This is a genomic window from Variovorax glucosi, from assembly GCF_051216695.1.
Lineage (GTDB): Bacteria > Pseudomonadota > Gammaproteobacteria > Burkholderiales > Burkholderiaceae_C > Variovorax.
This window is the reverse complement of sequence record NZ_JBPJZE010000002.1, coordinates 909,056-923,869: the sequence shown is the minus strand read 5'-3', so window position 1 is coordinate 923,869 and position 14,814 is coordinate 909,056. Positions and strand designations below refer to the sequence as shown.

At 65.3% G+C, this 14,814-nt stretch carries 14 protein-coding genes; 12 read left to right on the top strand and 2 right to left on the bottom strand.

All coding sequences use genetic code 11. The features are described from left to right. Positions 1-8: 8 nt before the first annotated feature. The 7 genes from asd (at position 9) to accD (ending at position 8,652) form a co-directional block, all read left to right on the top strand. Positions 9-1,151 carry an aspartate-semialdehyde dehydrogenase gene (gene asd, locus ACSFA3_RS12555; protein WP_435505773.1) on the top strand — a complete coding sequence of 381 codons (1,143 nt, stop codon included), beginning with the start codon at positions 9-11 and terminating at the stop codon, positions 1,149-1,151. Between the two features lie 122 nt (positions 1,152-1,273). Further along, positions 1,274-3,949 carry a FimV/HubP family polar landmark protein gene (locus tag ACSFA3_RS12550; RefSeq protein WP_435505772.1) on the top strand — a complete coding sequence of 892 codons (2,676 nt, stop codon included), beginning with the start codon at positions 1,274-1,276 and terminating at the stop codon, positions 3,947-3,949. 7 nt (positions 3,950-3,956) lie between these two features. Then, positions 3,957-4,793 (top strand): tRNA pseudouridine(38-40) synthase TruA, encoded by an 837-nt coding sequence (gene truA / locus ACSFA3_RS12545; RefSeq protein ID WP_435505771.1) that lies wholly within the window; start codon positions 3,957-3,959, stop codon positions 4,791-4,793. Positions 4,794-4,819: 26 nt separating this feature from the next. Next, entirely contained in the window at positions 4,820-5,557 is a 738-nt protein-coding gene (locus ACSFA3_RS12540) for a phosphoribosylanthranilate isomerase (RefSeq protein WP_435505770.1), read from the top strand. A gap of 59 nt (positions 5,558-5,616) precedes the next feature. Then, positions 5,617-6,900, top strand: coding sequence for a tryptophan synthase subunit beta (gene trpB, locus ACSFA3_RS12535; protein ID WP_435505769.1), 1,284 nt, complete (start codon positions 5,617-5,619; stop codon positions 6,898-6,900). Next, positions 6,897-7,742: a tryptophan synthase subunit alpha gene (trpA, locus tag ACSFA3_RS12530; protein ID WP_435505768.1), complete on the top strand. Its 846-nt coding sequence runs from the start codon at positions 6,897-6,899 to the stop codon at positions 7,740-7,742. The genes trpB and trpA overlap by 4 nt, the downstream gene beginning before the upstream one ends. A gap of 34 nt (positions 7,743-7,776) precedes the next feature. After that, positions 7,777-8,652 carry an acetyl-CoA carboxylase, carboxyltransferase subunit beta gene (gene accD / locus ACSFA3_RS12525; protein WP_435505767.1) on the top strand — a complete coding sequence of 292 codons (876 nt, stop codon included), beginning with the start codon at positions 7,777-7,779 and terminating at the stop codon, positions 8,650-8,652. Here accD and ACSFA3_RS12520 read toward each other — a convergent pair. Then, complete coding sequence (locus tag ACSFA3_RS12520; protein ID WP_435505766.1) at positions 8,645-9,202, bottom strand: YggT family protein; 558 nt, start codon at positions 9,200-9,202, stop codon at positions 8,645-8,647. The genes accD and ACSFA3_RS12520 overlap by 8 nt on opposite strands. Positions 9,203-9,252: 50 nt before the next feature. Here ACSFA3_RS12520 and ACSFA3_RS12515 point away from each other — a divergent pair, with 50 nt between their 5' ends. From ACSFA3_RS12515 to ACSFA3_RS12495, 5 genes are all read left to right on the top strand, one after another. Next, the gene (locus ACSFA3_RS12515) at positions 9,253-9,915 is read left to right on the top strand and encodes an LON peptidase substrate-binding domain-containing protein (RefSeq protein ID WP_435505765.1); all 663 of its coding nucleotides are present in this window, start codon (positions 9,253-9,255) and stop codon (positions 9,913-9,915) included. Positions 9,916-9,979: 64 nt separating this feature from the next. Further along, positions 9,980-11,536, top strand: a complete 1,557-nt coding sequence (gene lysS, locus ACSFA3_RS12510) for a lysine--tRNA ligase (RefSeq protein ID WP_435505764.1) — start codon at positions 9,980-9,982, stop codon at positions 11,534-11,536. A gap of 17 nt (positions 11,537-11,553) precedes the next feature. Then, positions 11,554-12,810: an Hsp70 family protein gene (locus ACSFA3_RS12505; protein ID WP_435505763.1), complete on the top strand. Its 1,257-nt coding sequence runs from the start codon at positions 11,554-11,556 to the stop codon at positions 12,808-12,810. After that, positions 12,807-13,331, top strand: a complete 525-nt coding sequence (locus tag ACSFA3_RS12500) for a M48 metallopeptidase family protein (RefSeq protein WP_435505762.1) — start codon at positions 12,807-12,809, stop codon at positions 13,329-13,331. Before ACSFA3_RS12505 ends, ACSFA3_RS12500 begins: the two co-directional genes overlap by 4 nt. A 115-nt stretch (positions 13,332-13,446) precedes the next feature. Further along, positions 13,447-13,704 (top strand): hypothetical protein, encoded by a 258-nt coding sequence (locus tag ACSFA3_RS12495; protein WP_435505761.1) that lies wholly within the window; start codon positions 13,447-13,449, stop codon positions 13,702-13,704. Between the two features lie 45 nt (positions 13,705-13,749). Here the strand turns inward: ACSFA3_RS12495 and nagZ are convergent, their stop codons facing one another. Next, positions 13,750-14,814 (bottom strand): beta-N-acetylhexosaminidase, encoded by a 1,065-nt coding sequence (gene nagZ, locus ACSFA3_RS12490; RefSeq protein ID WP_435506216.1) that lies wholly within the window; start codon positions 14,812-14,814, stop codon positions 13,750-13,752.

Here is a 14,814-nt window from a genome sequence, read left to right as displayed (position 1 = left end):
AAACTGAAATGGCGAACGCATCTCAACCTCTGGTCGGCCTCGTGGGCTGGCGCGGCATGGTCGGCTCGGTCCTGATGGACCGCATGCAGGCCGAAGGCGACTTCGGACTGATCGAGCCGGTCTTCTTCTCGACCTCCAACGCCGGCGGCAAGGCGCCGACGATGGCGAAGAACGAAACCGCGCTCAAGGACGCGCACGACATCGCGGCGCTCGCCAAGTGCGACATCATCATCACGGCACAGGGCGGCGACTACACCAGCGAAGTCTTCCCGAAGCTGCGCGCCGCCGGGTGGGACGGCCACTGGATCGATGCAGCTTCGACGCTGCGCATGAACGACGACGCGATCATCGTGCTCGACCCGGTCAACCTCCCCGTGATCCAGAACGCGCTGACCAAGGGCGGCAGGAACTGGGTCGGCGGCAACTGCACCGTCAGCTGCATGCTGATGGGCGTCGGCGCGCTGTACAAGGCCGGCCTGGTCGAGTGGATGACCAGCATGACGTACCAGGCGGCATCCGGCGGCGGCGCGCAGCACATGCGCGAGCTGCTGACGCAGTTCGGCACGCTGAACGCCAAAGTGCGCTCGCTGCTCGACGATCCGAAGTCTGCCATCCTGGAAATCGACCGCAAGGTGCTGCACAAGCAGCAGAACCTGAGCGCGAACGAAATCGCGAACTTCGGCGCGCCGCTGGGCGGGTCGCTGATTCCGTGGATCGACAAGGACCTGGGCGACGGAATGTCCAAGGAAGAATGGAAGGGCGGCGCGGAAACCAACAAGATCCTCGGCCAGGGCGCGGGTTTCGGCACTGCCGCCACGCCGGTCGACGGTTTCTGCGTGCGCGTCGGCGCGATGCGCTGCCATAGCCAGGCGCTGACTTTCAAGCTGAAGAAGGACGTGCCGCTGGCCGATATCGAAGCCATGATCGCCGGCGACAACGCATGGGCCAAGGTCGTGCCGAACACGCGCGAAGCGACCGTCAAGCACCTGACGCCGGTCGCGGTCACCGGCACGATGGACATCCCGGTCGGCCGCATCCGCAAGCTGGCCATGGGCCCGGAATACGTCGGCGCATTCACCATCGGCGACCAGCTTTTGTGGGGTGCTGCGGAGCCGCTTCGCCGCATGCTGCGTATTCTTCTGGAAGCCTGAGTACTACCGCCATCGACGGAGTTGGCACCTACTAAGCAGAACTTCCTACTGCCTTGTCAGTGTTTGGGGATGGTGTTAACGTCCTCTTACACTTTTCGGGCCGCGGCGCCCGCCATCACAGCATGACACGACATCCGATGCCACCGGCCCGCATCTCAGCCGGTCCGACCGCACAACGCTTCCGCACCGCGCCGCTCACGCTGGTCGCCGCGGCGGTTGCAATTGCTCTCGGAAGCTTGAGCGGCGAAGCGGGCGCGCTGTCGCTCGGCCGCATCAACGTGCTCTCGGCATTGGGAGAACCGTTGCGTGCAGAGGTGGACATCACGGAAATCACCGCAGCCGAAGCAGAAGGATTGCGCGTCAACGTGGCATCGAGCGAAGCATTTCGCGTTGCCGGGATTCCATACAACACCGCGCTTTCGGACGTGCGCGCCTCACTTCAACGGCGCGCCGACGGCCGTTACATGGTGCGATTGACAAGCACCCGCGGCCTGACCGACCCGTTCGTCGATCTGTTGCTTGAAGCCAACAGCAGCACCAGCCGCGTGGTGCGCGATTACACATTGCTGCTCGATCCGCCGAGCGGTCGACCGACGCCAGCGGCCGCGGCCGCTGCTTCCCCTGCTGTTACGTCGTCCGTCGCTACGCCGACTGTACGGGCGGCTCAACGCCCTGTCGAAGTCGCACCGGTACCGGCACCGACACCCGCACCCGCACGCGTCCAGGCCACCGCGCCCGCTCCATCTCCCGCGCGAAGTGTCGCGCCCCAGCAGGTCACCGTGCGTGCTGGCGACACAGCCAGCAGGATCGCGAACAGCTACAAGCCTGCCGAAGTCTCGCTCGACCAGATGCTGGTCGCCATGTTGCGCACCAATCCCGACGCATTCATCAGCGGCAACATGAATCGCATCAAGGCGGGCGCGCTGATCGACCTTCCCGATGCAGCGCAGGCCGGCGCCACGACGGCGCCTGAAGCGAAACGAATGGTGGTCGCGCAAAGTCGCGACTTCGGCGACTATCGCCGTCGCCTGGCGGACAACGCGCCCGCATCGCGCGTGGCGGAATCGGGTCGGCAGGCCGGCGGCAAGCTGCAGGCCAGTGTCGAAGACCGGAGCATTCCCGCCGCTTCGCCCGACAAGCTGACGGTCGCCCAGGGTCGACTCGCCGACCAGCAGATCGCTCAGGCGCGACAGGCGCAGGAGAGCAATGCCCGGATGGCGGAGCTTTCGAAGAACATCGGCGAACTGAACAGGCTACAGGCGGCAGGCGGCGCGGCAGGGGCAGCGGCAGGAACAGCAGTTGCAGCTTCGCCGGCGCCGGTGCAAGCCTCGCCGACGCCGCAGCCATCTCCGATGACGTCAGCCAGTTCGGGCAGCGAGACCACGGCGACAGCCGCTGCTCCGGCCGTCACTCCGATTGCCTCGGTTGTTCCGGTTGCTCCGATTGCTTCGGCAACACCGGCCGCATCGCCCGTCACGCCATCTGCGGCCCCAACTGCAGCGCCCGGGGAAACCGCCTGGTACGTCGACCTTCTCAACAACCCGATCGTCCTGGGCGCGCTTTCGCTGATCGTGCTCCTGCTCGGATGGATTGCCTACCGCCTGGCCGGCAAACGTCGGCAGGACGCCGGCGACAGCGTCTTCATGGAAAGCCGGCTGCCGAAAGATTCGTTTTTCGCAGGCAGCGGCGGCGAGACGGTCGACACGAAGAATCGCGGCAACTCCATCATTTCGTCGCTCTCCTATTCACCGAGCCAGATGGACTCGGGCGATGTCGACCCGGTTGCCGAAGCCGACGTCTACCTCGCCTACGGCCGCGACCTGCAGGCCGAGGAAATCCTGCGCGAAGCCCTTCGCGTGAATCCGGAACGCGCAGCCATCCACCTAAAGCTGCTCGAGATCCACGCAAAGCGACGCGACCTGCGTGCCTACGAAGCGCTGGCTGCCGACGTGCAGAAGCTGACCGGCGGCACGGGGAACGAATGGAACCGGGTCGTCGAGATGGGCAAGGAACTCGATCCGGGCAATCCGCTTTACGAAGCCGGGATGCGATCGCCGACGTTCGCGCCGGAATCCGCTGCGTCGGTGGCGGCGAACGTCTCGGCTGCCGCAGCCGCGGCGGGTGCGACCGGGTTCTCGCACACGCTCGGCGCACCGCTTTCGCCCCCTCCTCCTTCGCCCCCCGTCACCTATACCGCACCGCCTCCGGCATTCGTGCCGTCCGTTGCGCCGCTGGATTTCGACCTCGATCTCGATCGTCCCGACGCCCAGGCCGCACTCGACACCGAGTGGATCACCGCCAGCCTGCCGACGCGCCCTGCGCCGCTGCCGAAAGTGGCACCCGCCCCGGCACCACCGTCGATTCCCGACGCAGTGCCGATCAACCTGCCCCTGATCGACCTCGAAAACGACTTCAACACCGAACCCGGCGCTCTCGAAATGCCTGCTGCGCGTCCGGCTGCGCCGGAAGAAGCGAAAGCGCCGAAAGAGGCGGAAAACAACGACGAAGCCGTCACCGTGCGCGGTGACCTGAAGGGCGATTCCGGCTTCATCGAGTTCGACATGAGCGCATTCACCGGTCTGCGCACAGCCGAGCACACCGATACCGAAGCCGGCGGGCTGGACGATTACGGCGGCAGGTCAGGCAGCGAAACTCCGCATGCCATCAAGCTTTCGCTGGCGCGCGAACTGCAGGCCCTCGGCGACACCGAAGGTGCACGGTCGCTGATGGAAGAAGTCGAAGCAGAAAGCTCGGGCGACCTGAAGGTCCAGGCCAAGCAGTTGCTCGCCAGCCTGTGAACGGCGCATGAGACTGGCGCTCGGCGTCTCTTACAACGGACGGGCCTATCACGGCTGGCAGAGCCAGCTGTCCGGCCGGACGGTGCAGGACAAGCTGGAGGTCGCTCTGGCACGCTTCGCCGGACTGGATGCCGGACAACGCATCACGACGCTTTGCGCCGGCCGCACCGACACCGGCGTCCACGGGCTCATGCAGGTCGTCCATTTCGACACCGACATCGAGCGCACGCCGTTTTCCTGGGTTCGCGGCACCAATCGCTACCTGCCGGAGGACATCGCGATCCAGTGGGCGCATCCGGTACCCGACGCTTTCCACTGTCGCGCCAGCGCACTGACGCGGCGCTACCGCTATCTGCTGTCGCAGTCGCCGGTGCGGCCGAGCGTCGATGCGGGTCGCGTCGGATGGTCGATGCGTGCGCTCGATGGCGATGCGATGCGCGTGGCCGCGGCGATGCTGGTCGGGCAGCACGACTTCACGTCGTTCCGGGCATCGGCCTGCCAGGCGCTGTCGCCGGTCAAGCATGTGCGCCGGATCGACATCGTTCAGCAGCGGGATGCGCATGCGGGCCGGTCGACCGACGGCGTCGAGATCGAACGTTGCCAGTGGCAGTTCGAGTTCGAAGCCGACGCTTTCCTGCACCACATGATCAGAAACATACTCGGCTGTCTCGTCAGGATCGGCCAGGGCGATGCGCCACCCGAGTGGATGGCCGAAGTGCTGGCCGCGCGCAGCCGTAAGGTGGCAGCGCCGACCTTCTCCGCAGCCGGCCTCTACTTTCTCGGCCCGCTCTACGACGCGGCCTGGGGACTGCCGTCGGAAGCGACCTTTCGCGAGAGTGCCTGAAGACCCGCTGCGTATGATCGTTGCGCATGACTTCCGACGCATCCGAATCCTCCGCAAAGCACCCGTTCCAGCCAGCCAGAACCCGCATCAAGATCTGCGGCATCACGCGCGAGCAAGACCTGGACGCCGCAGTCGCAGCCGGTGCCGACGCCGTGGGTTTCGTGCTCTATGCGGCCAGCCCGCGCGCGGTGAGCGTCGCGCGCGCCGCGGAACTCGCCGCGCGACTGCCGCCCTTCGTCACGCCGGTTTTGCTGTTCGTCAATGAGACGCCCGAAGCGGTGCTGACGGCGTTGCGCGCCGTGCCCGGTTCGACGGCACAGTTCCACGGCGACGAAACGCCCGCGCAGTGCATCGAAGCGACCGGATCCGGCGCCCATCGCTTCCTGCGCGCGGCACGTATTCCCCTCGGCGCCGCCGGTGCCGATTTCGACCTCGTAAAATACGCTTCCGATTTCTCTCACGCCCAGGCCATCCTGCTCGACGCCCATGTCGACGGGTTCGGCGGTGGCGGCAAGGCATTCGATTGGTCACTTCTTCCAACCGCCGTCGACGCTCACCTCGTCTTGAGTGGTGGACTCACACCTGCAAACGTGGCAGATGGCATACGCCAGCTCCGGCCGCGATGCACATCGCTGGCCGTTGATGTGAGCTCCGGCGTCGAAGCCGTCGGCCCCGATTCGAAGGGGCTGAAAGGCATCAAGGACGCCACGAAGATTCGCGATTTCGTCGCTGCCGTGCGAGCAGCCGACGGACAGACCCATTGACATTGCCGCACTGCCCCGGTTCCGGGCACAGATGCGGCGCAACGATCGAGAGAAATACCATGGACGGCACCCGCTATCACCAACCCGACGCCAGCGGCCACTTCGGCAACTACGGCGGCACCTTCGCGAGCGAGACCCTCACGCACGCCATCCAGGAGCTGCGCGAGGCCTACGAGCGCTACAAGGACGACGCCGACTTCCTGGCCGAATTCAATTACGAACTGGCGCATTTCGTCGGCCGGCCCTCGCCGGTCTACCACGCAGCGCGCACCAGCCGCGAAATGGGCGGCGCCCAGATCTACCTGAAGCGCGAAGACCTGAACCACACCGGCGCACACAAGATCAACAACGTGATCGGCCAGGCAATGCTGGCCCGGCGCATGGGCAAGCCTCGCATCATCGCCGAGACCGGCGCGGGCCAGCACGGCGTGGCGACAGCAACGATCTGCGCACGTTACGGCCTCGAATGCATTGTCTACATGGGCAGCCAGGACGTGCAGCGCCAGAGCCCGAACGTGTATCGCATGAACCTGCTCGGCGCGACGGTGGTGCCGGTCGAATCCGGCAGCAAGACGCTGAAGGACGCGCTCAACGAAGCGATGCGCGACTGGGTCGCCAACGTCGACAACACGTTCTACATCATCGGTACGGTGGCCGGCCCGCACCCGTATCCGATGATGGTGCGCGACTTCCAGAGCGTGATCGGCACCGAATGCATCGCGCAGATGCCGCAGATGCTGGCGGCGCAGGACATCGTCGACCTCAGCGAAGACCGGCAGCCCGACGTCGTGGTTGCCTGCGTCGGTGGCGGCAGCAACGCGATGGGCATCTTCTATCCGTACATCCCGTACGAGAACACGCGCCTGATCGGCGTCGAAGCGGCCGGCGAAGGCCTGGACAGCGGCAAGCATTCCGCCTCGATCCTGCGCGGCAGCCCCGGCGTGCTGCACGGCAACCGAACCTACCTGCTGCAGAGCGAGGACGGCCAGGTGACCGAAACGCACAGCATCAGCGCCGGCCTGGACTATCCCGGCGTCGGCCCCGAGCATGCGTACCTGTCCGACATCGGCCGTGCGGAGTATGTCGGCGTGACCGACACCGAAGCGCTCGACGCCTTCCATTACCTGTGCCGCACCGAAGGCATCATTCCGGCGCTCGAGTCGGCCCATGCCGTCGCTTATGCGATGAAGCTGGCGAAGACGATGCGCACCGACCAGTCGATCCTGGTCAACCTTTCCGGGCGCGGCGACAAGGACATCGGCACGGTCGCCGACCTTTCGGGCGTGGAGTTCTACGACCGTCCGTCGATGCGCGGCATGAACGTGAAGGGAGGCCGCGCATGAGCCGCATCGCCGCCACTTTCGCCGCACTTGCCAGAGATGGCCGCAAGGCGCTGATTCCGTACGTCACCGCCGGCTATCCGTTCGCCGACATCACGCCGGAGCTGATGCACGGCATGGTTGCTGCCGGCGCCGACGTGATCGAGCTCGGCGTGCCTTTCTCCGACCCGATGGCCGACGGCCCGGTGATCCAGAAAGCCGGCGAAGCCGCGCTCGCGATGGGCGTCGGCACGAAACAGGTGCTGGCCATCGTCGCGGCCTTCCGCCAGACCGACGACACCACGCCGGTCGTGCTGATGGGTTACGCCAACCCGGTCGAGCGCTACAACGGCGTGCACGGGGCCGGCAGCTTCGTGCGCGACGCGGCTGCAGCGGGCGTCGATGGGCTGCTGGTTGTCGACTATCCGCCGGAAGAATGCGAGGTCTTCGCGGGCGAGCTGCGCGCTGTCGGCATCGACCTGATCTTCCTGCTGGCGCCGACCAGCACCGACACCCGCATGGCCCAGGTCGCACGCATCGCGACCGGTTATGTGTATTACGTGTCGCTCAAGGGCGTGACAGGCGCCGGCAATCTCGACACCGAAGCCGTCGGCCGGATGATTCCGCGCATTCGCGAGCATGTGAAAGTGCCGGTCGGCGTGGGCTTCGGCATCCGCGACGCGCATACCGCGCAGGCGGTCGGCTCGGCTGCGGACGCGGTCGTGATCGGCACGAAAATCCTGCAGCTGCTCGAAGGCCAGCCTCGCGAGCGCGTGGTGCCGGTGGTGATCGAATTCCTGGCCGGCATCCGGCAGGCGCTCGACGAATTGCCGACCGCGACGGCCAAGAACGCGGCTGGCCGATAATCTCCGACCGCCCTCACCTCGACAGGACTGACCCATGAGCTGGCTCGAAAAACTGCTTCCACCGAAGATCGCGCAAAAAACAGACCCCAGCGAGCGCCGCCAGGTGCCCGAAGGCCTGTGGATCAAATGCCCGAGCTGCGAAACGGTGCTCTACAAGACCGACCTGGAACACAACCAGAACGTCTGCCCGAGCTGCACCCACCATTTCCGGATCGGCGCACGCGCTCGGCTGAACACCTTTCTCGATGCCGAAGGCCGTTACGAACTCGGCCAGGAAGTGCTGCCGGTCGATGCGCTGAAGTTCAAGGACAGCCGCAAGTACCCCGAACGCCTGAAGGAGGCGCTGGAAAACACCGGCGAGACCGATGCACTGGTGGTGATGGGCGGTTCGGTGCGCAGCATCAGCGTGGTGGTCGCCTGCTTCGAGTTCGAGTTCATGGGCGGCAGCATGGGCAGCGTGGTCGGCGAACGTTTCGTGCGCGGCGTCGAGACGGCCATCGAGCAGAAGGTGCCGTTCATCTGCTTCACCTCGACCGGCGGTGCGCGCATGCAGGAAGGCCTGTTGTCCCTGATGCAGATGGCGAAGACCAACGCCGCGCTGACGCATCTGGCGAAGAAGGGCTTGCCTTATATCAGCGTGTTGACGGACCCGACGATGGGTGGCGTGTCGGCGGGCTTCGCCTTCGTTGGCGACGTCGTGATCGCCGAACCCAAGGCGCTGATCGGTTTCGCCGGTCCACGCGTGATCGAATCGACTGTGCGGGTCACCCTGCCGGAAGGTTTCCAGCGTTCGGAATTCCTGCTGACCAAGGGCGCAATCGACCTGATCAGCGATCGTCGCGAGCTGCGCAAGACCATTGCCAGCACGCTGGCGATGCTGCAACGTTTGCCCGCCGACGCCGTCAGCTGAGCCGGAACACGAGCCCCATCAGGTTGCCGAGCACGATGCCGGCGACCTGAACCGCGACGATGGCGGCGAGCGGCGACAGGTCGACGCCGCCGACCAGCGGGATGAAACGGCGGAACGGTCGCACCAGCGGCTCGGCCAGACGCCCGATCAGGTCCAGCATCTCCATGGATGCGTTCGGAATCCACGACAGCACCGCGTAGACCACTAGCACGACCGTGAGCCCCGACACGGCCAGCTGCGCCAGAGCGATCAGAGCCACCAGCGGCACGACGGCGTAGCGGTCCGCACCGTCGGCCAGCAGCATCAGCAGCAGGACCTTGACCATCACCAGCAGCCAGGCCGCGATCAGGCTCGCCAGGTCCCAGCGCTTGACCGGCGGCACGATGCGGCGCAGCGGCAGCACGATCCAGTCGGTCACCGCGAAGACGAAACGCCCGAGCGGATTGCCGAACGGTACGCGGTGGTACTGCATGTACAGCCGAAGCAGGCATGCGCCGCCCAGCAGGCCGACGATGACGTCGAGCAGGAACGAGGGGATCTGATAGAGCATGGCGCGCCGTCTTGAAAGGGAATGCGATGATAGCCAGCGAGGTTTCAAAGATGACGACACAACCCCTTCTGCACACCCTGCCATTGTTTCCGTTGGGAACGGTGCTCTTTCCCGGCGGTTTTCTGCCGCTGCGCATCTTCGAGGTCCGCTACCTCGACATGATCGGCAAATGCCACAGGAACGGCGTTCCGTTCGGCGTCGTGAGCGTGACGCAGGGGACCGAAGTCCGGCGGCCCGGCGGACCGATCGGCGGAGCGGAGAGCTTTTCGGCCATCGGCACGCTGGCCGTGATCCGGGAATTCGAAGCGCCGCAGCCCGGCCTGATGCAGATCGAATGCATCGGCACCCAGCGCTTCAGGATCACCAGCAGCGAGCTGCAGAAACATGGTCTCTGGACGGCGGACGTCGAGGCGATTCCCGACGACATGGCGCTCGCCATCCCCGAAGACCTGAAACACGCAGCCGACGCACTGCGCCGCCTGGTCGATACGCTCGAAGCGCGCCGTCTGGCCGAGGGCGGCGATGCGGACGGCCTGCAGCTGCCGTTCACCAAGCCCTACCGCTACAACGATTGCGGATGGGTTGCGAACCGCTGGAGCGAACTGCTTCCGCTGGAGCCGGCGCTCAAGCAGCGGCTGATGGAACTCGACAGCCCGCTGATGCGCCTGGAACTGGTGAGCGACCTGCTCGGACGCAACGGCATCACTGGCTAAAATCGAGGGTTCCGCCCTCGAATTCATGCACGTGCGCAACCCGCGCGTGCCATCCAGTTCCGCCATGACCGATTCCAAGACCTCTCCCGCTGCCGTTGCAGCAGCTCCGGCCGTTCCAGCCATCGACGAAAACCAGCTGATCGCCGAGCGCCGCGAGAAACTCAAGGACATCCGCGCGGCGCATGCGGACGGCAGGGGCGTCGCCTTCCCGAACGATTTCAAGCCGCAGCACCGCGCCGCCGCGCTGCTCGAATCGCATGACGAAACGGCTGCCGACGTGCTCGAAGCGCAGGCGATCGTCGTCAGCATCGCCGGCCGCATGATGCTCAAGCGCGTGATGGGCAAGGCCAGTTTCGCGACGGTGCAGGACAGCACCGGCCGCATCCAGCTCTACGTGACCCGCGACGCCATCGGCGAAGACGCGTATGCCGACTTCAAGCGCTGGGACCTGGGCGACATCGTCGGTGCCGAAGGCACGCTGATGAAGACCAGGACCGACGAGCTGTCGATCAAGGTGACGAAGATCCGCATGCTGACCAAGAGCCTGCGCCCGCTGCCCGACAAGTTTCACGGCATGGCCGATCAGGAGCAGAAATACCGCCAGCGCTATGTCGATCTGATCACCGACGAATCCGCGCGCGACCGGTTCAAGACGCGCAGCAAGGCCGTGAGCGCGCTGCGCGAGTTCATGGTTGCGAACGATTTCCTCGAAGTCGAGACGCCGATGCTGCATCCGATACCCGGCGGCGCGAATGCCAAGCCGTTCAAGACGCACCACAACGCGCTCGACCAGGAAATGTTCCTGCGCATCGCGCCGGAGCTGTACCTGAAACGCCTGATCGTCGGCGGCTTCGAGCGCGTGTTCGAGATCAACCGGAGCTACCGCAACGAAGGCATTTCGGTGCGGCACAACCCCGAGTTCACGATGATGGAGTTCTACGCCGCGTACTGGACATACCTCGATCTGATGGATTTCACCGAGATGATCATCCGCACGATCGCGAAGAAGACCACGGGCGGCGAACAGCTCACCTATCAGGGCAAGCCGGTCGACCTGAGCCAGCCCTTCGAGCGGCTCACGATCCGCGAGGCGATCGTCAAGCACACCGACGCCGGTGCGAACGTCGACGACAGCGCATGGCTCGTCAACGCGCTGCGCAAGATCGGCCTGACCGAAGAGAAGAACAAGCTTTCGCAGCGCAGCCTGGCCAGCCTGCAGGTGCTGTACTTCGAAGAGACCGTCGAAGAAAAGCTCTGGCAGCCGACCTTCATCATGGAACACCCGACCGAGATTTCGCCGCTGGCCCGGGCCAACGACGACCGCCCGGAAGTCACCGAGCGCTTCGAGCTCTACATCACCGGCCGCGAATTCGGCAACGGCTTCAGCGAGTTGAACGATGCCGAGGACCAGGCCGCGCGTTTCAACGCGCAGGTCGCGGCAAAGGACAGCGGCGACGATGAAGCCATGTTCTACGACCACGACTTCGTTCGCGCGCTCGAATACGGCATGCCGCCGACCGGCGGTTGCGGCATCGGCATCGACCGTTTCATGATGCTGCTCACCGACTCGCCGAGCATCCGCGACGTGATCCTGTTCCCCGCACTCCGCAAAGAGTTTTGAGCCGCCCGCAAGACGCCATGATCGGCATCGATTTCGGCACGTCCAATTCCGCCATCGCCTACGCGCCCATTGGCGGCTTGGCGCAAGCGCTACCGCTCGAAGGCACGGCGACTACGATGCCGACCGCCCTCTTCTACAACGCCGAAGACCGCACGACGCATTTCGGCCGCGACGCGATCGCGATGTACCTGTCGGGCGTCGAAGGCCGGCTGATGCGCTCGCTCAAGAGCCTGCTCGGCAGTTCGCTGATGCAGGAAACCACGGCGGTCTACGACGGGCTGGTGAGCTTCCAGGACATCGTCGCGCGCTTCCTGCTCGAACTCGGCACCCGCGCAGAGCAGACGCTGGGCAGCCGGCCGGACCGCGTGGTGCTGGGCCGTCCGGTGCATTTCGTCGACGACGATGCCAAGCGCGACCAGCTGGCCGAAGACAGCCTGCGCCAAGCAGCGCGCACGGCCGGCTTCCGCGACATCAGCTTCCAGTTCGAGCCGATTGCTGCTGCGTTCGACTATGAGCAGCGCGTGACGAAGGAGTCGCTGGTGCTGATCGTCGATATCGGCGGCGGCACTTCCGACTTCACGGTCGTCCGCCTCGGTCCCGAGCGCGCGGTGCTGGCCGACCGCAGCGCCGATGTGCTGGCGACCAGCGGCGTCCACATTGGCGGCACCGATTTCGACCAGCGACTGAACGTCGAGCGCGTGATGCCGAATTTCGGCTACCGCCACAAGGATGCGCGCGGGCGCGAGGTGCCGAGCGGCGTGTTCTTCGATCTGTCGTCGTGGCACCTGATCAACTGGCTCTACGCGCCGAAAGCCGTGCGTCAGGCCAAGGAGCTGCGCAGCAGCTACGCTGACGTGCGGTTGCACGACCGGCTGATGACTGTGCTCGAAGAGCGTTACGGCCACCGCATCGCCGCCGAAGTCGAGCAGGCCAAGATCGACAGTTCGGTGACGCACCAGGACGTACGCATCGATCTCTCTTTCGCCGAAAAAGGCCTGGATGCCCTGCTGTCGCCCGGCGACATGACCCAGCAACTCTCCGACCTGCTCGGCAAGATCGTCGCCAACGCGCACGAGTGCGTGCGCCGTGCCGGCCTGCGCAGCCATGACCTGGACGCGATCTACCTGACCGGCGGCTCGTCGGCGCTGCGGCCGTTCCAGGAAGCGCTGCGGCGCGGATTCGCGGGCGTGAAACTGGTCGAGGGCGACCTGTTCGGCGGAGTGGCTGCGGGGCTGGCCTACTCGGCGCGCACATCGAAGGTCGCCACGGCGTGAAGTACATCGCGCACTATCCGGCGTCGCTGCAGGATCAGGTGCGGCAGATGATGGTCGAGCAGCGGCTCGGCGAGACGCTGCTCAAGCGCTATCCGGTCGCGCACGAGGTTCGCACCGACCGCGCGCTCTACGACTATGTCACCGGGCTCAAGAGCGAATTCCTGCGCAACGCGGAGCCGCTGTCGAAGGTGGCTTTCGACAACAAGCTGCACGTCATCCGCAACGCGCTCGGCACGCACACGACGATTTCACGCGTGCAGGGCAGCAAATTGAAGGCAAAGCGCGAGATTCGCGTGGCCAGCCTGTTCAGGACGGTGCCGGTCGAATGGCTGCGGATGATCGTCGTGCATGAGCTCGCGCACATGAAGGAGCGAGATCACGACAAGTCGTTCTATGCGCTGTGCCTGCGCATGGACCCAAAATATCACCAGCGCGAGTTCGACCTGCGGGTGTATCTGACGCATCTGGATGCGGGCGGGCCGCGACTCTGGGGCAACGAACCTGCGCCGGCTTCGACCTAGACATAGACCTCGACCTCGACAGCTGGCTGATCGAATCCGTGCGGCACCGGCTGACATTCCTGGGTTGCGGAAGCTGACAAGATCGAGTCTTCTCGAACAGTACCGGAGCATCCGCATGAACAAGATCGTCCTGACCGTCGCCGCACTGGCCGCCTCCCTCACCGTGATGACCGCCAGCGCCCAGGTCGGCAAGGCGGCATCCGAAGCGACCGATGCAGCCAAGCACAAGATCGACGAGAAGCGCGCCGACAGCAAAGCGAAGAAAAGCGGCCCGGTCGGAAAGGCTGTCAACAACGTGAAATCCGGCTATCACAAGAACCGCGCGAACAATTCGGCGGACAAGGCCAAGAAGGCGCTCAAGAACGCAGGCTAAGGCCTCGGTGACGAGACTTCAGCGTCGTCTGAAGTCGGCAAGCAGTTAAAGCGCGGACAGCGATGCGATTGCGCATTTGTAACGCGGAGTCACAAGCAGCACGTCCCATCCCCGCGCAGGCGTTCTCGGCAGCAATGCCAGACGCCGAACCTCACTGGCCGCGTCCGGCAGCCAGCGACCGCCTCCGGCTGCCTCTGCAAACCCGTCCAACATTTCGTCGAGCGCGCCGCCGTCGCCGACGCTTTGGTTGCACAGCAGCGCCATGTCGCAGCCGGCATCCAGCGCGGCCAGTGCGGCATCGGTGTAGCTCAACAGTTTCCCGTCGATGTAGCGACCGGCCTCCATGCTCAGGTCGTCGCTGAAGATCGCACCGTCGAAACCGAGCTTGCCGCGCAGGATGTCGTTCAGCCACTTCCGGGAGAAGCCGGCCGGCCGCGCGTCAACCTTGGGATAGATGACATGCGCCGGCATGACGGCGGCGAGCGTCCCGGCCAGCCACTCGAACGGTCGCGCATCGTCGGCCAGAATCGCCTTCAGGCTGCGGCGGTCGACCGGAATCGCGACATGCGAATCCGCCTTGACGAAACCGTGCCCCGGAAAGTGCTTGCCGCAACTCGCCATGCCAGCCTGCAACAGCCCGTGAATCACAGCTTGCGCCAGCATCGACACAACGCGCGGATCGCGATGGAAACTGCGGTCGCCGATCACGCTGCTCTCGCCGTAGTCTAGGTCGAGCACCGGCGCAAAGGTGAAATCGACACCGCAGGCGCGCAGTTCGCTGGCGAGAACATGGCCTGCTGCAGTGGCCGTGCCAACGGCGCGCATCGGGTCCTGCATCCACAGATCGCCGAGCCGACGCATCGACGGCAGACGCGTGAATCCGTCGGTGCGAAAACGCTGCACGCGCCCGCCTTCGTGGTCGACGCTGATCAGGATGTCGGGCCGAATCGCCTTGATCTCGGCATTAAGCGCGCACATCTGCGCCCGGTCCTGCCAGTTGCGCGTGAAATGGATCACGCCGCCGACCAGCGGATGCGCAAGACGACGCCGGTCGGCATCAGTCAACGCGGTGCCGGCAACATCGATGATGAGCGGCGCGTGGAGAGAAAT